General features: G+C 27.0%; 23 protein-coding genes and 1 pseudogene. 9 read left to right on the top strand and 15 right to left on the bottom strand.

The genetic code is table 11. The annotated features are described in order from the left end of the window. Positions 1-67: 67 nt before the first annotated feature. Positions 68-1,261: an MFS transporter gene (locus QZ429_RS02450; RefSeq protein ID WP_291950544.1), complete on the top strand. Its 1,194-nt coding sequence runs from the start codon at positions 68-70 to the stop codon at positions 1,259-1,261. On the opposite strand, the gene QZ429_RS02445 is transcribed toward QZ429_RS02450, so the two are convergent. Then, entirely contained in the window at positions 1,258-2,040 is a 783-nt protein-coding gene (locus tag QZ429_RS02445; protein ID WP_291950541.1) for a protein-glutamate O-methyltransferase CheR, read from the bottom strand. The two genes, QZ429_RS02450 and QZ429_RS02445, sit on opposite strands and share 4 nt — an antisense overlap. Continuing rightward, positions 2,040-2,603, bottom strand: a complete 564-nt coding sequence (locus tag QZ429_RS02440; protein WP_291950538.1) for a CheB methylesterase domain-containing protein — start codon at positions 2,601-2,603, stop codon at positions 2,040-2,042. The genes QZ429_RS02445 and QZ429_RS02440 overlap by 1 nt, the downstream gene beginning before the upstream one ends. Positions 2,604-2,761: 158 nt before the next feature. Here QZ429_RS02440 and rpiB point away from each other — a divergent pair, with 158 nt between their 5' ends. The 6 genes from rpiB to ychF are packed head-to-tail and all read left to right on the top strand — an operon-like array spanning position 2,762 to position 7,208. Beyond that, positions 2,762-3,199 (top strand): ribose 5-phosphate isomerase B, encoded by a 438-nt coding sequence (gene rpiB / locus QZ429_RS02435; protein ID WP_291950535.1) that lies wholly within the window; start codon positions 2,762-2,764, stop codon positions 3,197-3,199. Beyond that, complete coding sequence (locus tag QZ429_RS02430; RefSeq protein ID WP_291950533.1) at positions 3,196-3,528, top strand: hypothetical protein; 333 nt, start codon at positions 3,196-3,198, stop codon at positions 3,526-3,528. The genes rpiB and QZ429_RS02430 overlap by 4 nt, the downstream gene beginning before the upstream one ends. Further along, positions 3,519-4,067, top strand: coding sequence for an adenine phosphoribosyltransferase (apt, locus tag QZ429_RS02425; RefSeq protein WP_291950595.1), 549 nt, complete (start codon positions 3,519-3,521; stop codon positions 4,065-4,067). Before QZ429_RS02430 ends, apt begins: the two co-directional genes overlap by 10 nt. 2 nt (positions 4,068-4,069) lie before the next feature. After that, on the top strand, positions 4,070-4,663 hold the full coding sequence (locus tag QZ429_RS02420) for a DedA family protein (protein ID WP_291950530.1): 594 nt from the start codon (positions 4,070-4,072) through the stop codon (positions 4,661-4,663). Then, the gene (locus tag QZ429_RS02415) at positions 4,660-6,111 is read left to right on the top strand and encodes a leucyl aminopeptidase (RefSeq protein WP_291950527.1); all 1,452 of its coding nucleotides are present in this window, start codon (positions 4,660-4,662) and stop codon (positions 6,109-6,111) included. The genes QZ429_RS02420 and QZ429_RS02415 overlap by 4 nt, the downstream gene beginning before the upstream one ends. Next, positions 6,108-7,208, top strand: a complete 1,101-nt coding sequence (gene ychF, locus QZ429_RS02410) for a redox-regulated ATPase YchF (RefSeq protein ID WP_291950523.1) — start codon at positions 6,108-6,110, stop codon at positions 7,206-7,208. The genes QZ429_RS02415 and ychF overlap by 4 nt, the downstream gene beginning before the upstream one ends. An 18-nt stretch (positions 7,209-7,226) precedes the next feature. Here ychF and cmoA read toward each other — a convergent pair whose 3' ends face one another. The 9 genes from cmoA to QZ429_RS02365 are packed head-to-tail and all read right to left on the bottom strand — an operon-like array spanning position 7,227 to position 15,393. Beyond that, positions 7,227-7,931, bottom strand: a complete 705-nt coding sequence (gene cmoA / locus QZ429_RS02405) for a carboxy-S-adenosyl-L-methionine synthase CmoA (RefSeq protein WP_291950520.1) — start codon at positions 7,929-7,931, stop codon at positions 7,227-7,229. Further along, positions 7,921-8,772 carry a bifunctional riboflavin kinase/FAD synthetase gene (locus tag QZ429_RS02400; RefSeq protein ID WP_291950517.1) on the bottom strand — a complete coding sequence of 284 codons (852 nt, stop codon included), beginning with the start codon at positions 8,770-8,772 and terminating at the stop codon, positions 7,921-7,923. The genes cmoA and QZ429_RS02400 overlap by 11 nt, the downstream gene beginning before the upstream one ends. Continuing rightward, the gene (locus QZ429_RS02395; protein ID WP_291950515.1) at positions 8,738-9,460 is read right to left on the bottom strand and encodes a TlyA family RNA methyltransferase; all 723 of its coding nucleotides are present in this window, start codon (positions 9,458-9,460) and stop codon (positions 8,738-8,740) included. Before QZ429_RS02395 ends, QZ429_RS02400 begins: the two co-directional genes overlap by 35 nt. A gap of 5 nt (positions 9,461-9,465) precedes the next feature. Then, the gene (gene ligA, locus QZ429_RS02390) at positions 9,466-11,409 is read right to left on the bottom strand and encodes an NAD-dependent DNA ligase LigA (protein WP_291950512.1); all 1,944 of its coding nucleotides are present in this window, start codon (positions 11,407-11,409) and stop codon (positions 9,466-9,468) included. Continuing rightward, positions 11,406-12,545, bottom strand: a complete 1,140-nt coding sequence (gene folP / locus QZ429_RS02385; protein ID WP_291950508.1) for a dihydropteroate synthase — start codon at positions 12,543-12,545, stop codon at positions 11,406-11,408. The genes ligA and folP overlap by 4 nt, the downstream gene beginning before the upstream one ends. Then, positions 12,532-13,188 (bottom strand): DNA polymerase III subunit delta', encoded by a 657-nt coding sequence (locus tag QZ429_RS02380; RefSeq protein ID WP_291950505.1) that lies wholly within the window; start codon positions 13,186-13,188, stop codon positions 12,532-12,534. The genes folP and QZ429_RS02380 overlap by 14 nt, the downstream gene beginning before the upstream one ends. Further along, positions 13,185-13,721 carry a HobA family DNA replication regulator gene (locus tag QZ429_RS02375; protein ID WP_291950502.1) on the bottom strand — a complete coding sequence of 179 codons (537 nt, stop codon included), beginning with the start codon at positions 13,719-13,721 and terminating at the stop codon, positions 13,185-13,187. Before QZ429_RS02375 ends, QZ429_RS02380 begins: the two co-directional genes overlap by 4 nt. Then, positions 13,721-14,923 (bottom strand): aspartate kinase, encoded by a 1,203-nt coding sequence (locus tag QZ429_RS02370; protein ID WP_291950499.1) that lies wholly within the window; start codon positions 14,921-14,923, stop codon positions 13,721-13,723. Before QZ429_RS02370 ends, QZ429_RS02375 begins: the two co-directional genes overlap by 1 nt. Beyond that, entirely contained in the window at positions 14,923-15,393 is a 471-nt protein-coding gene (locus tag QZ429_RS02365) for an RNA pyrophosphohydrolase (RefSeq protein WP_291950496.1), read from the bottom strand. The genes QZ429_RS02370 and QZ429_RS02365 overlap by 1 nt, the downstream gene beginning before the upstream one ends. Positions 15,394-15,473: 80 nt before the next feature. On the opposite strand from QZ429_RS02365, the gene hemW reads away from it, so the two are divergent. Further along, entirely contained in the window at positions 15,474-16,523 is a 1,050-nt protein-coding gene (gene hemW / locus QZ429_RS02360) for a radical SAM family heme chaperone HemW (RefSeq protein ID WP_291950494.1), read from the top strand. Between the two features lie 103 nt (positions 16,524-16,626). On the opposite strand, the pseudogene QZ429_RS02355 reads toward hemW, so the two are convergent. Next, positions 16,627-16,741 (bottom strand): annotated as a pseudogene (locus QZ429_RS02355) (ABC transporter ATP-binding protein); the annotation flags it as partial. 8 nt (positions 16,742-16,749) lie between these two features. Next, complete coding sequence (locus tag QZ429_RS02350; RefSeq protein WP_291950592.1) at positions 16,750-18,843, bottom strand: TonB-dependent receptor; 2,094 nt, start codon at positions 18,841-18,843, stop codon at positions 16,750-16,752. Between the two features lie 219 nt (positions 18,844-19,062). On the opposite strand from QZ429_RS02350, the gene QZ429_RS02345 reads away from it, so the two are divergent. Next, the gene (locus QZ429_RS02345) at positions 19,063-19,815 is read left to right on the top strand and encodes a HugZ family heme oxygenase (protein WP_291950492.1); all 753 of its coding nucleotides are present in this window, start codon (positions 19,063-19,065) and stop codon (positions 19,813-19,815) included. Between the two features lie 28 nt (positions 19,816-19,843). Here QZ429_RS02345 and QZ429_RS02340 read toward each other — a convergent pair whose 3' ends face one another. Together QZ429_RS02340 and QZ429_RS02335 are read right to left on the bottom strand one after the other, a co-directional pair. Continuing rightward, positions 19,844-20,164 carry a metalloregulator ArsR/SmtB family transcription factor gene (locus QZ429_RS02340; RefSeq protein WP_291950490.1) on the bottom strand — a complete coding sequence of 107 codons (321 nt, stop codon included), beginning with the start codon at positions 20,162-20,164 and terminating at the stop codon, positions 19,844-19,846. 12 nt (positions 20,165-20,176) lie between these two features. Further along, positions 20,177-21,031, bottom strand: an 855-nt coding sequence (locus tag QZ429_RS02335; protein WP_291950487.1) for a permease, incomplete at its 5' end; no start/stop codon positions are given.

The raw sequence follows: 21,031 nt of genomic DNA, 5'->3' as shown, positions 1-21,031 counted from the left end.
ATTTTAAAAACGATATAATCTAATCTCTTTAGTTTAAAATCTCAATCAAAAATAAATTAGGGTTATTATGACTTACAAAATGTTGCTTAAAAACAACAAAACTTTTAGATTATTAGCCATTATCCAATTCATAAGCTATTTTGGAGCTTGGTTTTCTCAAGTTGGCGTATTTACTCTTTTAACAAAAGATCTTAGTGCTCCTGCTAATATCATAGGATTTTCAACTATTTTTGTTTTTTTGCCTTCAATCATACTTGCACCAATTAATGGAGTAATAGTTGATAGATTCAAACCTAAAAATTTATTAATGAGTATGATTATTATTGAAATGTTTTCGATTTTTATGCTTATTTTTGTAAATTCTTTAACTATGCTTTGGTTTTTATATCTTTTAACTTTCATTCGTATGGCCGTTGCTAGTATGTATTTTCAAACAGAAATGTCTGTTTTACCAAAAATTTTAACCCCACAAGAATTAAAACTTGGCAATGAGCTTCATAGTATCATTTGGGCTGTTTCTTATGCTTTAGGTATGGCTATAGCTGGTTTGTTTATCAATTTTTTTGGAGTTAAACCTGCTTTTATCGTAGATACTTTAATGCTATTTTGCGTTATACTTATTTTAAAAAAAATTATTTTACCTGATGAGAAAAATACAACACAAAATAATATTTTTATCCTCGTAAAAGAAGGATTAATATATGTATTTAACAATAAAAAAATCATTCATCTAATATTACTTCATGGTATAGTTGGAATTACAGCTTATGATGTTTTAATCACTCTTTTAGCTGAATACAAATATGCAAATATCATATCCATTCCTTTAGCTATAGGACTATCTAATGCTATAAGAGCCTTATCTTTACTTACAGGACCATATATTTTAAGCTCTTATATTAGCAAAAAGACATTAGTGTTTTTATATCTTGCTCAAGGTTTTGGCTTAATCCTTTGGTCAAGTTTGCAATTTAATTTTTATCTTGCTTTTATTGGATTAATAGCAGCAGGATTTTGCACCTCTTCATTATGGAGCTACACCTATACACTTTTGCAAAATGAATGCGATAAAAAATATTATGGTAGAGTCATAGCCTATAATGATATGGTATTTTTAACCTTTAGTGCTATTATCGTCTTTTTTACAGGATATTTATTTGAATTTTATAAAGTCAAATTAAGTTATTTTACTTTTAGCTTAGGTGTATGTTTTATTTTTGGGGCATTATACTGGCACTGGTTTAATAAAAAATTTCTTTAATCTATCTTACTATAATACATACCACCTGCTGAAATTTTCTTTTCAAAATATGCTGTTTCAGGGACAAGATCAGAATTCCCAGGATAAACCCTGCCATCTTTATTTAAAATCTTATGAAAACGCTCCATAAGTTTAATCTTAAAATCCCGATCAAAATAAATCATCATATTTCTTGAAAGAATAATGTCAAATTTACCAAGTCTAAACAAAGCATCATCAAAAACATTGCAAAGCTCAAAACGACATCTACACGTTAAAGTCTCTTTTTTTAAATGATACATATCATCTTTAGCTTCAAAAAAACGCTTTTTTTCTACAATGCTTAATCTCGAAACAGAACGCTCTGAATAAATCATTTTACTACAGCGATCTATCATATTTTTATTAATATCTATACCAACAATATTCATATCTTTAACAAAATTTTCACTTGCTAAAATAGCCAAAGAATACACTTCTTCCCCACTTGAACAGGGTGCACATAATATATTCACAGGACGTCCAAGATTTTTTACATAAAAGACTACATCTTTTAATTGCTCTAATTCTCTAAAAAAATAAGTTTCACAAACCGTGATAAAATTCATTATCTCTTGCTTTAAATTTCTCTGAAGCATTGCTTTACCATTTAGCTCACTAAGACTATTTAATCCCAATTCTTCTAAAAATTTAGGAAGTTTAGTAAGTAAAATATCACGCTTTGTCGCAAGATTATTACCACTAATTTGTTCTACAACTGCAATAAAATCATTTAATTCATTTTTATTTATTTTTATCATTATTTTTCCTGTGAATTTGCAAAGTGTGTAATTTCTTTTTTAAGCTCAATCAAACTCATTGGTTTTAAAAAAGGATTTAATTCTTTAGCTTTTTTAGGCATACCATAAACAACGCAATTTTCTTCATTCTCGCATAAACATTTTACACCTAATTTATAAAGCTCAAATAAAGATTTAGCACCATCATCTCCCATTCCAGTCATAACCATAGCTAAAATTTTATTATACTTGCAAAGTTTTAATGCTGAGTTAAAAAGCACATCTATACCTGGATTAAAACTACTTGGTTCATCTGTCATATTTAAAACTAAAGTATTATTTCCACTTAAGACCATATTTTTTTGGCAAATATAAATTTTACCGCTTTTAATAACTTCTTTATCACTTGCCATAACAACTTCACTTATAGCTTCTTTGTTAAATTGATTTACAAAAGAAGGTATAAATGCTGGATTCATATGCTGTGCTATAACTACACTGCATTCTTTTAAATCAATATCATTAAGTAAAAATTTAAGTTGACCTGGACCACCAGTTGAAGAACCAATTAGTATTAATTTCATTTTCACCTCTTAAGACATACTTGCTATAAACTTTAGAACTCATTATAGCATAATGTGAATTTAAAACAATTATTAAGCCTTATTGTATAAAAGAAAGAAAAATTTTAATTAAATATGATAGAATTAAAGCTCTAAATTTTTCAAAAAAAGTGAATTCTATGTTAAAAGAGAAAATTTTTATTGCTAGTGATCACGCCGGCTTTAAACTTAAAGAAGAAATTATCCTATTTTTAAAAGATCTAAAAATCACCTATGAAGATCTTGGACCTTTTGATGCTAATCGTTGTGATTATCCTGATTTTGCACACTCATTAAGCTCTAAGATTGATGAAAAAACATTTGGTATTTTAATCTGTGGATCTGGTATAGGTATGAGCATAGCCGCAAATCGTCATAAAAATATACGTTGTGCTTTATGTAATGAACCATTGAGTGCTAAACTCTCAAGAGAACATAATGATGCAAATGTTTTAGCATTAGGTTCAAGATTAATCGGTATTGATATGGCTTTTGAAATTATCACTAGTTTCATTAACACCTCTTTTAGCGGTGGGAGACATTGTCAAAGAATTAGTAAAATAGAGGAACTTATATGATACTTAGTTGGCTTATATTAACAATATTAATTTGTATTAGTATTTATATGACCATTATGTTGCTTTATTATAAAACTTTGCTTGATAAAGAAAAAATAGCAAAAGATTATATTAAAAGAAATCTTGATGATACAGAAATAGTTATACGAAAACTACAAATTCAACTCCAAAGAAGCTTAGGAAATATTGATATTTTAACCGAAGAACTCAACAAAAGCAAAGCTGATTTAACCTCACTTAGAACAAGAAATTCACAATATCGTATAGAAAATGAAAAGTTAAGACAAAAGATTAAAGAATTAGAAGTAAAAATAGAGGCATTATTATGATGAATGAACAAAATAAAAAATATTTATTAGATAGCATTAGAGCTATAAAAGATTTTCCTAAGAAAGGTATTGTTTTTAGAGATATTACAACTTTATTAAACAATAAAGAAGCATTTTCTTTTTTAATAAATCATTTGATAGAAAAATATAAAAATTCAAATATTGATTATATAGCCGGTATAGAAAGTCGTGGCTTTATATTTGGTGCTGCATTAAGTGCAAAATTAGAATTACCTTTTATACCAATTAGAAAACCTGGAAAATTGCCAGGAAAATGCTTACAAGAAAAATATTTCTTAGAATATGGAGAAGATATTTTAGAAATTCATATCGACGCATTTAATAATACTAAAAACGCTAGAGTTTTGCTTATAGATGATCTAATTGCAACAGGTGGCACCGCAATAGCAGCAGTAAAACTTATACAAAGATTAAATGCAAATTGCATAGAAGCGTGTTTTTTATTAAATTTAAAAGATCTTGAAGGTAGCAAACAATTATCACAATTAACTTCTGTTTATAGTGTATTGGAGATATAAAAATGGAAGAATTTTTAAAGCAACTCTTATACGATTATAAAAATTGGGCCTATGCTATAGTTTTCTTATGGTGCATACTTGAAGGTGAGCTCGCTTTAATTCTCGCAGGAATTTTCGCACACGAAGGTCATGTTAATTTAGGATTAATCATTTTTGTAGCTGGTTTGGGAGGATTTATCGGGGATCAGATATATTTTTATATAGGAAGATATAACAAAAAATACATACAAAAAAAGCTACACACTCAAAGGCGTAAATTTGCCATAGCACACCTATTGCTGCAACGTTTTGGCTGGCCAATTATATTTATACAAAGATATATGTATGGTTTTAGAACTATAATACCTATGAGTATAGGATTAACAAGATATAGTGCTAAGAAATTTGCTTTCATCAATCTTATGAGTGCTTGGGCTTGGGCGGCTATAACTATATTGCTTGCTTGGTTTTTTGGAAAGCAAATTTGGATTGGTGTTGAGTGGGCTGGAAAACATTGGTATTTTGCAATACCTATTGCAGCTTGCTTTTTGTTAATATTATTTTTTAGCATAAAACAAATAGAAAAATCAATACTTAAAAAAAGGATTCGTAAATGATTTTTGATTTTAAAGATAAAGATATAAATTCCATAGAAGCTGATTTTGAAATTATTTTAATTCAAAATAAAGAAATTGATAGCCATTTTAAAAGTCAAGAACTTTTTAAAATTATGAATTTTAAAGGTGAAGGTATATGCCTTGATATGCAAAATAAAATTATATATGGTGAATTAAAAAGTTTAGAATATGAAAGTATCAGACTTGCTTTTGCAAATGTGTATAAAGCCTTAAAAAAACTAGAAATTCAAAGTGTTAAAACTAAAAGTGTTGTTGGAGCTTGTGTTGTAAATAGCTTTAATGCTCTTGTGCAAGGTTTTAATTTTGGAGCATATGAATTTGATAAATACAAAAAAGATAAAACTCCAACAAAACTAAAAAATATAATCATATCAAAAGATGAAATTAATGATAAAAAATACGATATTAATGAAGCTAAAATTGGTATAAAATATGGAGAAATTTTTTCCAATGCTTGTAATTTTGCAAAAGATATTGTTAATGAAATTCCTCAAATATACACACCAAGTAAAATGGCTCAAGATGCTTTAGACTTAGCTAAAAATGATAAAAATATTTCTTGTGAAATTTATGAAAGTGATTTTTTAGAAAAAGAAAAAATGCAAGCATTTTTAGCTGTAAATCGTGCTTCAATTCACCCACCAAAGCTTATACATCTATCTTATAAGCCAAAAAATTCAAAAATGAAAGTAGTATTTGTCGGAAAAGGCCTAACTTACGATAGTGGTGGGCTTAGTTTAAAGCCGGCTGATTATATGCTTACAATGAAATCAGATAAAAGTGGCGGTGCTGCTGTTATGGCTATCATAAAAGGAGCGAGTGAATTAAATTTAGACATAGAAATTCACTCTATAATAGGTGCTACAGAGAATATGATAGGTGGCAATGCTTACAAACCTGATGATATTCTTATTTCAAGAGAAGGAATAAGCATAGAAGTTAGAAATACCGATGCTGAAGGTAGGCTAGTTTTAGCTGATTGTTTATCTTATGCTCAAGACTTAAAACCTGATCTAATCATAGACCTTGCCACACTTACTGGAGCCTGCGTTGTAGGACTTGGAGAATATACAAGTGCCATTATGGGGAATAATGAAGAATTACAAAATAATTTTTATAAAATTAGTAAAAAAAGTGGGGATTTAGCCACTATTTTACATTTTAATCCTTATTTAAAAGAACTTATAAAGTCAAATATAGCAGATGTTAGTAATACATCATCTAGTAGATATGGCGGAGCTATTACGGCTGGATTATTTTTAAATTCTTTTATTAAAGATGAATATAAAGATAAATGGTTGCATTTAGATATAGCAGGTCCTGCTTATTTAGAGAAAAATTGGGCTTATCATAGCTTTGGAGCAAGTTCAGCTGGAGTAAGAATGTGTCTTACTTATTTACTTTATCTTTCAAGGAAAAATCAATGAGTTTATCAGTTGGCATAGTAGGTCTTCCAAACGTTGGTAAATCTACAACTTTTAATGCTTTAACAAAAGCACAAAATGCAGAAAGCGCAAATTATCCATTTTGCACTATTGAACCAAATAAAGCTATAGTTGCAGTGCCCGATCATCGCTTGAAAGAATTAGCTAAAATAGCCCGTCCTCAAAAAATCATAAAATCAAATATAGAATTTGTTGATATAGCTGGTTTAGTTGCAGGTGCTAGCAAAGGTGAAGGTCTAGGAAATAAATTTCTTGCAAATATACGAGAAACAGAAATGATTTTACACATAGTTCGTTGTTTTGATGATGAAAATATCACTCATATAGCAGGAAGTATAGATCCTGTGCGAGATGCACAAATCATAGAAACAGAGCTGATTTTAGCAGATATTGAACAACTTAGTAAAAAAATAGAAAAACTTACAAAAGGTGTAAAAGCTAACGAAAAAGGAGCTAAAGAAACTCTTGAAGTTGCCAATGCACTTTTAGAGCATTTAAATCAAAATAACAATGCAAATTCTTTCTCAAATAAAAATGAAATTTATAATGCACTCATAAAAGAATTAAGATTATTATCTGCTAAAGAAGTAATTTTTGGCGCTAATGTAGATGAAAATTCTCTTTTAAACGATAATGAATACGTGAAAGCTTTAAAAGAATTTGCTTCTAAATCAGGATATGAAGTCATTAAGCTTTGTTCTAAAATAGAAGAAGAAATGATAGACTTAAGTGATGAAGAAAGTGAAGAGTTTTTAAAATCTCTAGGTGTAGAAAATAGTGGTCTTGAAGTTGTTATACGCACGGCTTTTTCAAAATTAAATTTAATTAGCTATTTTACTGCTGGAGAAATTGAAGTTCGATCATGGACCATTCAAAAAGGCTGGAAAGCTCCAAAAGCAGCAAGTGTGATTCATAATGATTTTGAAAAAGGATTTATAAAAGCTGAAGTAATCTCCTATGAGGATTTTATTACTCATAAAGGTGAAAGCGGTGCTAAGGAAGCTGGAAAATTACGCCTTGAAGGAAAAGATTATATTGTCGAAGATGGAGATGTGATACATTTTAGATTTAATGTTTGATTTAAAAATCAAACATTTTTATTTAAAAGCCACGAATGTTTCAAAATTTACCCATTTAAATATGCTTTCTATTTTTGCAAAACCTGCATTTTTAAGCATTGTGATATTTTCATTTTGTGTATATGGTATAAGGATATTTTCAAGTGCTTCCCTTTTAGTAGCAATTTCTAATCTAGTATAGCCTTGTTCTTGTTTGTAATTTTCATAAATTTCTATCATCTTTTTAGAAATTCTTGCATCTTCATAAAGAATTTTTTCACTCATAATAAAAATACCATTATCATTTAAATTCTCATAAATTTTGTTAATAATCTCTTGTCTTTTTTGCGGGCGAATAAATTGCATAGTATAAGTGGCTATAAAAATATCATTTTTAAAAAAAATAAATTCATCTAAATTTTTATTATAAAAATCTATCTTAGCTCCAAAAGCGTTAGTTTTATTTTTTGCTATATTTAACATAGCTTGAGCATTATCAACACCGCTTAAGATAAGATCTTTTCTTCTTTCAAATAATGCCAACAATAAACTAGAAGTAGAACAACCAAGATCGCAAATTTTAGCACTATTTTGTGCAAAATATGCAACAATATCCACTATAAGTTTAAGATTTTGAGTATAAAATGGCACAGATCGTGAAACCATATCATCAAAAACACTAGCAACATCAGCATCAAATTCAAATTGTTTTTCTAAAGGCTTTTGAAAAATATTATCTTTCATTTAAATTTCCTAAAATTTGCTTAGCCTGCACAATATCTTGGCTAATTTGTTTTTTTAAATCTATAAAATTATCAAATTGTTTATTTTCTCTTATATAATAAATAAATTCAAGCTCTACACTCTGTGGCACTAGCTCATTAAAATTATCCATTAAAATATGTGTTTCTAATGAAAAGTTTTTATCCGTTGATCGTATGCCCAAAAATGTAATGCTATGAAAAGATTTGTGATAAAATTTAACAATACTTGCATAAACACCATTTTTTGGTAAAAAAAAATTATTTGCTTTTAAATTAATTGTTGCAAATAATAATTTTGAACCAATACCTTGCCCCTTAACAACGTCTGCAATGATATTATAAAATCTACCAAGATATATTTTAGCGTCAAAAACTTGTCCATTTTGCAACATTTTTTTAATCATACTCGTATGAACGCTTACATTATTTTTTTTAAATTCATCTACAATAATAGTTTTAATTCCACAGAGTTCTTGTATATTTTTAGCACTCCACTTTCTTTCTTTACCAAATTTAAAATCATATCCTACGACGATTTTTTCTAGATTATTAAATTCATTTAATAATAAATTTAAAAAATCTTTTGCATTTAAATGTTTGATTTTTTCAAAATTCAAAAAAACTAATGGTAAATTCACAATTTTATTTCTAAAATTTCTTGGTGTCAAAAAATTATCTTCATTCTTAAAAATAATTAAAAGTGCAGAATTTTTATCTAAATGCTTACAAAGCTCTAAATGCCCAAGATGCATACCATCAAAACATCCTATAGCTAAATTTTTAATATTAAATTTTTCTATAGGCGTAGAAAAATTCCACATTACCTTCCTTTCCTTTTAACTTTGAAATTTGTGTTGCTTGTAAAATCCAACCAAGCTTAGCACATTCTTTTTCAAAATTAGCCCTAGCTTGTTTAATAGCTTTTTCATCTTTTACAACGCCATTTTTATTGCGTTTGATATTTTTTCCAACTTCAAATTGAGGTTTAAAAAGTAAAATAATCATATCTTTTGCTAAATTATTAATATAAGATAGCAAATGTATCAATGATATAAAACTCACATCACAAGTGATTACATCAAATTTTATTTTGCTATTAAAATTTCTTAAATCTGTATTTTCACATAAAATAATATTATCTAATGTTTTCAAATCCTGATGAAGTTGATTAGAGCCTACATCTAAAGCGTAAATTGTTTTAGCATTTTTTTGATGTAAAATCTGCACAAATCCTCCTGTAGATGATCCTATATCAAGACAAATTTTATTTGCAATATCAATAGAATAATTTTGTAAAAAATACTTTAATTTATATGCAGCTCTACTTACAAAAAATTCTTCTAAAAGTGTTAATTTGAAATTTTCATCTGCTAAAGGTTTAATACTTTCTATATTATAAGAAGTCTTTTTAAATTCACCATTTAGCAATATTTGCTGATTTTCTATCAATTCATATGCCTTATTTCGACTAATATTTAATTTTTGGCTTACAAAAACATCAAATCTCATTTATATCATTCTTTTAATAACTTATAAAATTCTATTTCGCTAATACATTTAACCCCTAATTCTTGTGCCTTTTGCAATTTACTTCCAGCATCTTCTCCATATAAAAGAAAATCAGTTTTTTTAGACACACTAGAGCTTACTTTAGCTCCATAAAGTTCTAGTAATTGCTTAAATTCATCTCTTGATTTGGATAAAGTTCCAGTGATAACAAAAATTTTATTAGAAATATTTACATTGTGTGTTATTGTATTTTTTTCTTCTTCTAAAATTAAAATCTCATAAAAATGCTCAATCCTATGATAATTAACTTTAATAAATTCTTGCAAGCTTTTTGCCATTTGCTTACCAAAACCTTCTAAATTTTCATATGTATTATAATCTTGCTTATACCAAGCAAATCCGAAAGTATTAGCTAATTTTTTAGCCGCTACTTCACCAATATGCTCAATACCCAAGGCTGTGATAAATTTACTTAAAGGACAATTTTTTGCCTCTTTAATAGCATTTAAAATATTTGCAATCTTTTTTTCTTTAAAACCTTCTAAATTTTCAAAATCACTATGTTTTAGAAAAAAAATACTCTCAATATTAGTAATCTTTCCTTCTTTAAATAAAAGCTCAACTATATTTTCACCGAGCCCATCAATATTAAGACATTTTTTAGAAACAAAATAAATAATAGAATTTATCAATCTTGCTTTACAATCTAAATTTTGACATTTTAAAAACGCACCTTCATCTAAAAGCTCACTAGCGCATTCTGGACAAATTTTAGGCTTAGTTATACTAAGTTCTAAACCATCTCTTCTTTGAGTAAAAACCTTAGTAATCTTAGGAATTACATCTCCACTACGTATCACATTTACACTATCACCTATTTTTAAATCAAGTCGAGAAATTTCATCAAAATTATGTAAAGTCGCTGATTTAACTATAACTCCATCTAAATTTACTGGCTCTAACACAGCAACAGGAGTAATAACACCACTTCTTCCTACTTGCAGATTAATTCCAAGTAAAGTGGTAGTTTTTTCTAAAGCTGGAAATTTAAAAGCTACCATAAATTTAGGAAACTTAATTGTATATCCTAGCAACTGACAATGTTTTAAATTATCCACTCTTACGACCATACCATCTATCATCATAGATTTTGTATCTCTTAAATTTAACAATTCTTTATATTTTTTTAATACCTCATCAATATCTTTACAATAAAATGCAAAATCATCTTTTAAAAAACCAAGATTTCTTATAAATTCCACTACTTGCGAATGTTTTGAAAAATTTAAAGTGTTATAACCTATTCCCCAAGGAAAAAATTTTAATTTTCTTTCTTTAGTTATTTTTGTATCAAGTTGTCTTAATGATCCACTGGCCATATTACGTGGATTAGCAAATACACTTAAATTATCTTCTAGCCTTTTTTGATTAATTTTTACAAAATCTTCCTTTAAAATAACTACTTCACCGCGAATCTCAATCTTTTCTTTATAAGCTATAGTTTGTGGAATATTATCAATCATTTTAACATTTAAAGTAACATTTTCTCCAATTTGCCCATCACCCCTTGTGGCACCGCTGATTAAATAACCATTTTCATAAACTAAATTTAAACTAGCTCCATCAAATTTAGGTTCTATAAAAAAATCATATTCATTTTTTGCTCTCTTAGCCCAAGCTTTAAATTCATCATCATTAAATACATCTTCCATCGACCACATTTTACTTAGATGAGTAATTTTATGAAATTCACTTTGCAAAGTTGGTGCTATTTTTTGAGTAGGAGATTCCTTGTCGATTTTGTCTTTGTTAATATTTTCAAATTCTTTAAGCTCTCTAATAAGTTTATCATATTCATCATCGCTTGCTAAAGGCTCATCTTCTTCATAATATGCCCTCATCCATAAATTAGCAAGTTTTACATTTTTCAAATACTCTTCATAAGTCATATTGTAACCTCATCTATAGCTTTTACTAGTTCAAACATTTGCTTATGCTCATATAAATCATGCGTTCTTATAATACTTGCACCATTTTTAAAAGCTTCTAAATGCAAATACAAACTACCAGCTAATCTTTCTTCAATTTTACTTGGAAAATACACATCTATCATACTTTTTCTACTAGCTCCTATTAACAATGGCTTTTGAAATTGTAAAAAATGTTCTAAATGTTTAATAAGTATCATATTGTGCTTAGAAGTTTTTCCAAAACCTATACCAACATCTAAAATTACATCTTTAACACCATATTGCTTTAAAACTAATAATTTTTCTTCAAAAAAATCACTAAGCTCTTGTATGATATCTTTATAAGAGGGATTATTTTGCATAGTTAATGGAGTATTTTGCATATGCATAAGACAATAATTTGCATTAAATTTAACAGCAAGTTTAGCTAAATTTTCATTAGCAAGTCCGCTAATATCATTAATTAATCTAAATCCTCTATCAAGTGCGTATTCTAAGGAATATTCATCAAAACTATCTAAGCTAAAAATACTTTCTTTGTAATATGATTTTTTATATATTAAATCAAGTATATTTTTTAAGCGCTTAAATTCCTCCTTTTTACCACAATACACACTACCAGGTCTTGATGATACAGCACCTATGTCTATAAAATCTGGTTTTAACTCAATAAGCTCATTTAATCTTTTTTCAAAAGTAAATTCATTAACTCTACTTTGTGGATTAAAACTATCATTATTGATATTTAAAACAGCCATTAATTGTGGATATGCTGGCTTGTTAAATGATTTTTCTAAAAATATTGCTAAGTCTTTTAAATCAAAATCTTGCATTTTTTCTTTAAATATAAGTTTTTGAATTTGCTCATCTGTAGCCATCAACAAAGCATTTGTATAATCTTTTCCTAATATCACTTCTTTATGAGTTACAAGTTCTGCTCCTATCCTTAAAGCGTCTTGTTTTAGTATATTTGCAGCGGGTGCTTTTAAATTTTGAATGTAAAAAAAATGAATTTGAGCCTTTTTGCTCATTATTTTTTCACCTATTTTGTGAGGTTTAATTAAAGATGAAATTTGTTTAAATTTAGTATTTGAATTAATTTTAGTAATTTTCATTTTTTCTCTCATATAATATCAACATAATGGTGCTTAATACAATAGACGGCTTAGCATTTAATTTTATAAGCTCATAAGCTTTATAAAAAAAATCTATTTCATCATCATTTAATTTAATCCCCTGTTTAAAAGACTCATAACTTAAAGAGTCAATAATACTTAAGCACTCATTTTTATCTACATTTTCATACTGCTTTATAAAATTTAAAATGCTAGATAAATCAATTTTATTAAAATCAATTTTAAGTGGAAATTTTTCCTTTTTAATCTTATATTTTTCTACTATAAATCTTGAAAGAATAGTAGGCAAAAAAACATTCTTAGATGGAGCAACTATAACAAAACAAACATTTTTAGGTGGTTCTTCAAAAATTTTTAATAAAAAATTTTGTGCTTCTTCACGAAAAGCTCTTGCCATAATAACTATAATTTTAGTATTAGATTCAGCTATATAACTTTCTTTCATTATAGCCTTTGCTGTTGCTTGAGCATTTTTATCATAGGTTAAATCATTAAGTCTTAGTTCAATATCAGGATTTTTAGGTATGAAAAACTTGATTTTGTTAGCTCCAAATTCCTCGATAAGTTTATCTTGTATAAAATCAAAATCATCGTGTATGATGATTTTATTTCTTAAATTCAAATTTCTACCTTAGAAAAAATTGTTGCATCTATACTTTGATCAAAAATTTTATATAAAGAAATTAACTTAAAATCAAGATCTTTATCATTTGAAGAAAGATAAAAACTATTTTGCAACTGCTCATCAAAAAGCCAAAGCAAACTATCTTCTTTAGACCTTGCAATTTGTGATTTAAAATCTAAATTTTTACCTATATAAAAATATACATATCCATTTGGAAAAGAAATACTCAACAAATCATTTAATAAAGCAATATCTTCTTGATTTTTACAAGTTTGATTATATATACCCTTTAAAGAAACAAAAGGCATATATGGTCTAGTATTTTTAGCATTAATTTGACTTAAAAAATAATTTTCAAACCAAGATCTTTTTTCATCAGTAAGTAATACAAAAGTGTATCCTTGAAGTAATAAAGAAAGTTTTGAAACTATCAAAGGCGACCACTCAAGACGTCTTTCTTCTAACCAACTCATATAAACACCATTGTGTCTAATTTGCTCTAAGGTGAATTTTAAAAAACTATTACTCATTATGCGTCTAATTTATAAATTTCATGTAAAACTCTAACAGCTAATTCGCCGTATTTTTCATGCACAATAACTGAAATTTTAATCTCACTTGTTGAAATCATTTGTATATTAATATTTTCATTTGCTAATGCCTTAAAAGCCGCAGAAGCAACTCCAGAATGAGATTTCATACCCACACCCACGACAGAAACTTTCACTACAGCACTATCAGTCTCAATAAATGCATTTTCACCAAGCACTTTCTTAACTGCATTTGTTGCAAGATCTACCTCATTTTCTAAAATAGTAAAACCTAAATTTGTAGCTCCATCAAGTCCTACATTTTGTATAATCATATCTACATTAATATTTTCATTGGCTAAAATTCCAAAAATTTCAGCAGCAATACCTGGTTTATCATCAATATTTCTTAGAGTAATTCTTGCTTGATTTTTATCTAATGCGATCCCACTAACTAAAGCTTGTTCCATATTTTCCTCCTTAGTAATAATCGTGCCTTCATTGTCATTAAAACTGCTCCTTGTAACGAGTTTAACATTAAGTTTTTTTGCAAGCTCAACAGATCTATTTTGCAATACTTTTGCACCCAAACTAGCAAGTTCTAACATTTCTTCGTAAGAAATCTTATCTAATTTTCTTGCTTTAGGTTCAATTCTTGGATCGGTTGTATAAACCCCATCTACATCAGTATAAATTTCACATAAATCAGCCTTTAAAGCTCCTGCTAAAGCAACTGCACTTAAATCACTTCCCCCACGACCCAAAGTTGTAATATTTCCCATTTTATCTACGCCTTGAAAGCCAGCAACCACAACTATATAGTCATTTTCTAAAGCTTTATTTATATTTGTAGTATCTATAAATTCAATTCTTGCCTTAGTATGAATATTATCAGTAACAATTCCTGCATCACGTCCTGAAAAAGCAGTAGCCTTTATACCCATTTCATTTAACGCAATAGCAAGCAATGAAGAAGTAACACGCTCTCCACTACTTAAAAGCATATCCATTTCGCGACCAGAAGGATTTTTACTAAAATGATGAGCAAAATCAATCAATTCATTTGTAACTCCACTCATAGCTGAAACAACTATTACTAATTTATTATATTTTTCCTTACTCTTTGCTATCCTTTTAGCAACTTCATCTATACGCTCTAATGTCCCAACACTAGTGCCACCATATTTTTGAATAACCAACATTAAAGATACCCTCCTTCTTTAAAGTGTTTTAAAACTTTCACATAAATAGGTTTTTTAAAATGATTTGTCATACTAAAAATTTCATCTAAAAAAACAAATTTGTAAGCATTAAATTCAGGATTTTTAGTATTTAAATTTATTTTTGCATTTGCTTTTAATCTTAACAAAAAATACTTTTGACTTTGTCCATCATATGGACACATTTTTTGAGCAATTTTTGAGGGAAAATCATAATTAATCCATTCAGGAAACTCAGCTAAAATCTCCACTTCATCAGTGCCTATTTCTTCTTTTAATTCCCTCAATAAAGCATTTTTAACACTTTCACCTTCATCTATCCCACCTTGAGGAAACTGCCATATTTCTTCCATATCATTACGCCTTGCAAGCAATATCTTACATTCAAAAGGATAAGATGGCGATAATACTACTGCAGCAACATTAGGTCGATATTTTTTTTCTTCTTTCATCTGTTTTCTTATCCTTGACTTTAAAATAATACAATTTTAACAAAAAATACCAAATTTATTATTATTTTAAAGAAGTTTTTATGCATTTGTATATACATATACCATTTTGTGAAAGTAAATGCTTTTATTGTTCTTTTACCTCTTTAAAGAAAAAAGACTATGAAAATGCTTATTTAAAAGCTATTTTAAAAGATATCAAACATCAAATCAATTCTTATCAAATCTCTCAAAAAAGCATTAAAACAATATTCATAGGAGGAGGAACTCCTAGTTTAATGGATATAAAATTTTATGAAAATATTTTTATTGTTATAAAAGATTTTTTAGATAAAAATGCAGAAATAAGCATAGAGGCAAATCCAAATTCAAGTAATTTTGACTGGCTAAAAGAAATTAAAAATTTAGGTATTAATAGAATTTCTTTTGGTGTGCAAAGTTTTAATGAAAAAAAATTAAATTTTCTAGGTCGTATTCATAATCAAAAAAGTATCTTTACTAGCGTAGATAACGCAAATAAAGTTGGTTTTAAAAATATCAATATTGATTTAATATACGATACAAAATTAGATAATTTAAAAATGCTTCAATATGAGCTTTTAAATTTACGCAAACTTAATATTTCTCATATTAGTGCTTATAATCTCACCATAGAAGAAAAAACTAAATTTGCAAAGAAAATTCATTATAAAAAAAACGCTCCAAGACTTGCAAAATATTTTATAGAAGAAATATGCAATATTGGATTTGCGCAATATGAAATTAGTAATTTTGGAAATGTATGCTTTCATAATCTTGCATACTGGCAAGGAAAAAATTACATAGGTTGTGGTTTAAGTGCTGTAGGATTTTTAAATAACAAAAGATTTTACACTAAAGAAAAATTAAAAGAATACATACAAGATCCATTATATAGAAAAATAGAGTATTTAAGTGATGAAAATTTGCGTTTAGAGCATATTTTTTTAGGACTTAGAAGCTGTATTGGAATTGATGAAAAAAAATTAAATTTAACAGAAAAAGAAAAGGCATTTTTTCTTTACAAAAAAGGAAAATTAGCCTATAAAAATGGTATTTTTTATAACACCAACTATCTTTTAAGTGATGAGTTAGCTTTATACATTAGCACTTAGATAATAATTAAATTTTTAATCTTATCTATTATTTTTTATAATTTGTGCTAAGATAGTTATATTTTTTAATATCATCTAAATTTTTAACTTTTAAATTAATTTATTTAATGTTTTTGTTAAATAAAACTATGTTCTCCTTGACTTGGACTTAAACTTTTTAATAACAATTTTAACAAAGTGCTCTTTCTAAATATATTTAAACCTAAAATTCATAAAAAATATTATTTTAAAATACATACTTAAACTCTGTATAGTAATTTCTTCTTATGCCTGGTAAATATTGATCATTTGCGCTATCTTGATAAGTGTAATACTTTTTATCAAATAAATTTCGTATGCCAGCTGAAATTTGTAAATTTTTATAATTATAACTTGAGCCAATATCTATTAGCATATAATCTTTTATCCAATTATTTTGAGTTATCTTTCCTGTATTTTCATTAATTTCGCCACCATCTTTAGCTCTAGAATGATAATTTAAATCAACAAAAGAATTAAAATTTAAATTCCAATAATAATCAACCCCAGCAAAAAGATTAATTTTAGACACATAAGGAATTCTCAAACCATCATTTACGCCTTTAGATATACTAGCATCAATATAAGTTATACCTTCTTTAAAAATCAAAGTATCATCAAAAAATTTTTGACTTAAATTTACTTCAGCTCCAAAGCGTCTAGTTTGATCTATATTATAATACTTCCACCACGATCCTGATGCAGAATGTGGATTTCCAAGATACGAAATTTCATCATTACTTTGAGTGTAAAAAATGCTAAATTTAAATGCGTGAAAATTCCACAATACATCACTAATTCCAATCTCAAAAGTATTAAATACTTCAGGATCTAAATCGCTAGAATAATATTTCTTACTTTTATTGTCTTTATTAACTAATTGCTCAGGACTTGGAGATATAAAGCCTCTTTCATATTTAAGATACACTAAACCTGTGTTAGAATATATAAAAGTAGGAGTAAGTTCAAAAGCTATATTATCATTATATTTTTTCGTATCAAAGAAAATGAGTTCGTTTTTATTAGTAGGTTTGCCTGGTGGTCTCATATTCATTTGCATTTGATTTTTATAGCTTCTATCTGTGCTGTATCTATTCCACTCGTATCTAGCACCTCCGGATAAAACAAAAAAGTCATTAAATTGATGAGAATTTAAAATAAACCAAGAATGACTTTGTTTATTCATATTCATTATAGTTTCCATATTGTGATATGGAATTATTACTGGGACACTATACTTTAATAAACTTGTGCGTTTTGCCTCGTGATTTAAAAAATCATACCCTGTAACAATATAAGATTTTTCATCATAATTATACTTTGCTTTAAAATTTAACCCTAAAATACTATCGTTAAATCCACTACCATCTTGATAAGCTTTAACGTTCATACCTCTTATAGCCATAGATATAACATCTTTATCGTATAAAATTTTTTGATCTTGCCAAAAAGTTCTTAAATTTAATTCCCAAGCATCATTTATAAAATAATTATAATCTAAACTTAATTCACTTCTATCAGTCTTTGTAACATTTTCGCCATTACCTTTTTGTCTAGGATTTTTTTCTATTTGAGCTTTTGTTAAATACCCACTACTTTCGCTATTGCTTTTAAAAAAATTATAATTTAACGATAAATTACTATTTTCATTAATATCAGCAAGAATTCCGCTATTAATATAATGACCTCTTTGATTGTATCCTTTTTGAAATCCACTCTTATCAAATCCTTGAGTATTTAATGTCAAAACGATATCATCACTTATCATTTTACTCATATCAAAACCAAAATTACCACCATCTATAATGTTTTCATAGCTTTGTGATTTTGCATTTATGGAAAAAGAATCCTCTTTATGTTTTTTTGTGATGATATTAATAACTCCTCCCCTTGTGCCATTTCCATAAATAATAGATCCACCACCTGGTATGATTTCTATGCGACTAACATTGTTAATATTAATAGTATCTAAAGGTGTAACTCCGTGAGAACTATCTAAAACATTAATTGCTCGTCCATCTACCATAACCTTAACAGCTACATTAGACTTATTTCCTTGACCTCTCATATCAATATTACGACCTAAGCCAAAATCAACAAAACTAATCTCAGATATTCTTTCTAAAGCTTGTTCTACAGAAGTAAATCCTTTTTTCTCAAGCAAAAAACCATCTACAACTATAACATTTCTTAAATTATTATCAGCATCTTGTTCAAATCCACTAGCAGAAACAACAACCTCTCCAATATCTATAACATCACTACTTGCATTAACTAAAATGCCATTTAAAGAAAAAACCATAAAACAAAACAAAAAAATATTTTTTGACTTGATCATAAACGCACCTTAAAACTTAAAATTAATATTTTACAATAATGATAATTTATATCATTATTATTATGAGAAATGGAAATATACTCTCAAATAAATTAAAAAAACATAAAAATTTATCATCATTTTTAAGATATATTTAATTTGATAATTGATATTGTTTCTCAAAAATTAAAAAAGGATAACTCGATGAATTTTGAAAGTATTATAGATCATATGAATTCTCATCATCAATCAAATTTACTTGATCTGTGTAAAAAATTTTCTCAATCTACTAACATAAAAAATGCCTTGCTTAAAAATGTAGATTTTGATGGATTAGACATTTTATATAATGATAATCAAGCACTTCGTATTAACTTTCCACAAAAAGCGGATCAAGATACTATAAAAGATATCATTATAGAACTTTGTTTGAATGCAAAAGATGAAGATGATACTAATGAAATTAAAAAAGAAATTGATAAATTTATTTCACAATATAACTCTGTAATATTAGCAACATTAACCACAAATGGTGAAACCACTTGCTCTTATGCTCCATTTTTTAAAACACAATCTAATAATTATATTTATATTAGCGAAGTAAGCGAACATTATCACAACATAAAAGCTAATCCAAAAAATATTGAGATAATGTTTTTAGAAGATGAAAGTAAAGCTAGCTCTATAGCACTAAGAAAAAGATTACGCTATAAAAGTTATGCAACTATTCTCGAACGTAATGATGAATTTGATAAAATTTATGATGAATTTGAAAAACAAGTCAAAGAAGATAAAGCAATTAAAATGATTAGATCAATGCTTGATTTTCATCTAGTCAAGCTTGATTTTCACAATGGACGTTTTGTTAAAGGATTTGGACAAGCTTATGATATTCAAGATGGAAAAATAATCCATATCAAGGGCAAACATCCTCATAAATTTTCTCATAAAAAATAATATTTTAGATAGCTTTTGCTATCTTTTATTATTCTTTAGAACACGGACAAGATACTTTATTAAATTGCGGAAGATTTAATGAAAGATTAAGGATATTTTTTAGTGTATCTTGACAAAAAAGATTTAGATTTTCTTTGATTTTATAATACGCCCAAACACCTTGTCTATCAACTTCTAAAAATCCAGCTTCTTTTAAAATTTTTAAGTGTCTTGAAAGTCTTGATTGACTCATATTTAAAGAATTTTGCAAATCACATACACAAAGCTTCCCATTTTTTTGCAAAAAAGCAAGAATTAAAATTCTACTTTCATCGTTGATTGCACTTGTTATTTTTAAAAAATCTTGCATATAAAAACCTTTTTATATAAAAAACATTAAAATTCCAAAACTAATCGCTATTAATACAATAACGCTAGCAAATAAAATTAAAAAATTAAACCTAAAAATTCTCTTTAATAAAATCAATTCAGGCAATGAACAACCAGCACCAGCTATTAAAAAACTCATCATTATACCTAAAGGAAGTTCAGTTGCACTTAAAGCTAAGGCAACTGGTATTAAACTAGTGCAATTCATATAAAGTAAAACACCAACAAAAGTAGCAATAAAAATCCCTAAAATATCATAATTTTTCATATAATTTTCAAAAAAATTTTGAGGAGATAATTCACTAATTAAAGCACCAATTCCCATACCTATGAGAATATAAGGTAAAATTTTAATATATTCTTGAAAACTTTGTAAAAATATTTTTTTAAATTGATGTTTGTATTGCTTTTTTCTTGATAAATTTGTGTTATTTTTAGAACAACAAATATTCTTAGAAAAATTATTATCAAAAGGATAAATTTGTGATTTTTCTAAATTATCACTTAAAAAATCTTTATTGAAAAAGATACTAGTATTAATTTTAGAAATTAAAAATGCAAGTGATAAAATCACAACAAATAAAAATCCAAGATAAAAAAAAGTAATTTTAAAACCAAAACTCATCACAAAAACTACAATTATAATAGGATTAATCAAAGGCGAAGTAATCAAATAAGAAATGCACACACCAAGTGGCACTTTAGCATTTAAAAAAGCATTTAAAAGAGGGATGCTAGAGCACGAACAAAAAGGAGTTAAAGCACCTAGTAAAATAGCTTTCACATAAGTAAAAAATGAATCTTTTTTTAAATGTTTATTAAAAAATTTAAAATAACGTTCATTTAT

It is taken from the genome of Campylobacter sp. (genome assembly GCF_020024835.1).
Lineage (GTDB): Bacteria > Campylobacterota > Campylobacteria > Campylobacterales > Campylobacteraceae > Campylobacter_D.
The sequence above is the reverse complement of the archived record's forward strand: the minus strand, read 5'-3'. Positions and strand labels throughout refer to the sequence as shown.

Bases quoted from the DNA above. Each gene is read 5' to 3' on its own strand.
- QZ429_RS02450 (WP_291950544.1), top strand. From the start codon at position 68: ATGACTTACAAAATGTTGCTTAAAAACAACAAAACTTTTAGATTATTA.
- QZ429_RS02445 (WP_291950541.1), bottom strand. From the start codon at position 2,040: ATGATAAAAATAAATAAAAATGAATTAAATGATTTTATTGCAGTTGTA.
- QZ429_RS02440 (WP_291950538.1), bottom strand. From the start codon at position 2,603: ATGAAATTAATACTAATTGGTTCTTCAACTGGTGGTCCAGGTCAACTT.
- rpiB (WP_291950535.1), top strand. From the start codon at position 2,762: ATGTTAAAAGAGAAAATTTTTATTGCTAGTGATCACGCCGGCTTTAAA.
- QZ429_RS02430 (WP_291950533.1), top strand. From the start codon at position 3,196: ATGATACTTAGTTGGCTTATATTAACAATATTAATTTGTATTAGTATT.
- QZ429_RS02420 (WP_291950530.1), top strand. From the start codon at position 4,070: ATGGAAGAATTTTTAAAGCAACTCTTATACGATTATAAAAATTGGGCC.
- QZ429_RS02415 (WP_291950527.1), top strand. From the start codon at position 4,660: ATGATTTTTGATTTTAAAGATAAAGATATAAATTCCATAGAAGCTGAT.
- ychF (WP_291950523.1), top strand. From the start codon at position 6,108: ATGAGTTTATCAGTTGGCATAGTAGGTCTTCCAAACGTTGGTAAATCT.
- cmoA (WP_291950520.1), bottom strand. From the start codon at position 7,931: ATGAAAGATAATATTTTTCAAAAGCCTTTAGAAAAACAATTTGAATTT.
- QZ429_RS02400 (WP_291950517.1), bottom strand. From the start codon at position 8,772: ATGTGGAATTTTTCTACGCCTATAGAAAAATTTAATATTAAAAATTTA.
- QZ429_RS02395 (WP_291950515.1), bottom strand. From the start codon at position 9,460: ATGAGATTTGATGTTTTTGTAAGCCAAAAATTAAATATTAGTCGAAAT.
- ligA (WP_291950512.1), bottom strand. From the start codon at position 11,409: ATGACTTATGAAGAGTATTTGAAAAATGTAAAACTTGCTAATTTATGG.
- folP (WP_291950508.1), bottom strand. From the start codon at position 12,545: ATGAAAATTACTAAAATTAATTCAAATACTAAATTTAAACAAATTTCA.
- QZ429_RS02375 (WP_291950502.1), bottom strand. From the start codon at position 13,721: ATGAGTAATAGTTTTTTAAAATTCACCTTAGAGCAAATTAGACACAAT.
- QZ429_RS02370 (WP_291950499.1), bottom strand. From the start codon at position 14,923: ATGTTGGTTATTCAAAAATATGGTGGCACTAGTGTTGGGACATTAGAG.
- QZ429_RS02365 (WP_291950496.1), bottom strand. From the start codon at position 15,393: ATGAAAGAAGAAAAAAAATATCGACCTAATGTTGCTGCAGTAGTATTA.
- hemW (WP_291950494.1), top strand. From the start codon at position 15,474: ATGCATTTGTATATACATATACCATTTTGTGAAAGTAAATGCTTTTAT.
- QZ429_RS02350 (WP_291950592.1), bottom strand. From the start codon at position 18,843: ATGGTTTTTTCTTTAAATGGCATTTTAGTTAATGCAAGTAGTGATGTT.
- QZ429_RS02345 (WP_291950492.1), top strand. From the start codon at position 19,063: ATGAATTTTGAAAGTATTATAGATCATATGAATTCTCATCATCAATCA.
- QZ429_RS02340 (WP_291950490.1), bottom strand. From the start codon at position 20,164: ATGCAAGATTTTTTAAAAATAACAAGTGCAATCAACGATGAAAGTAGA.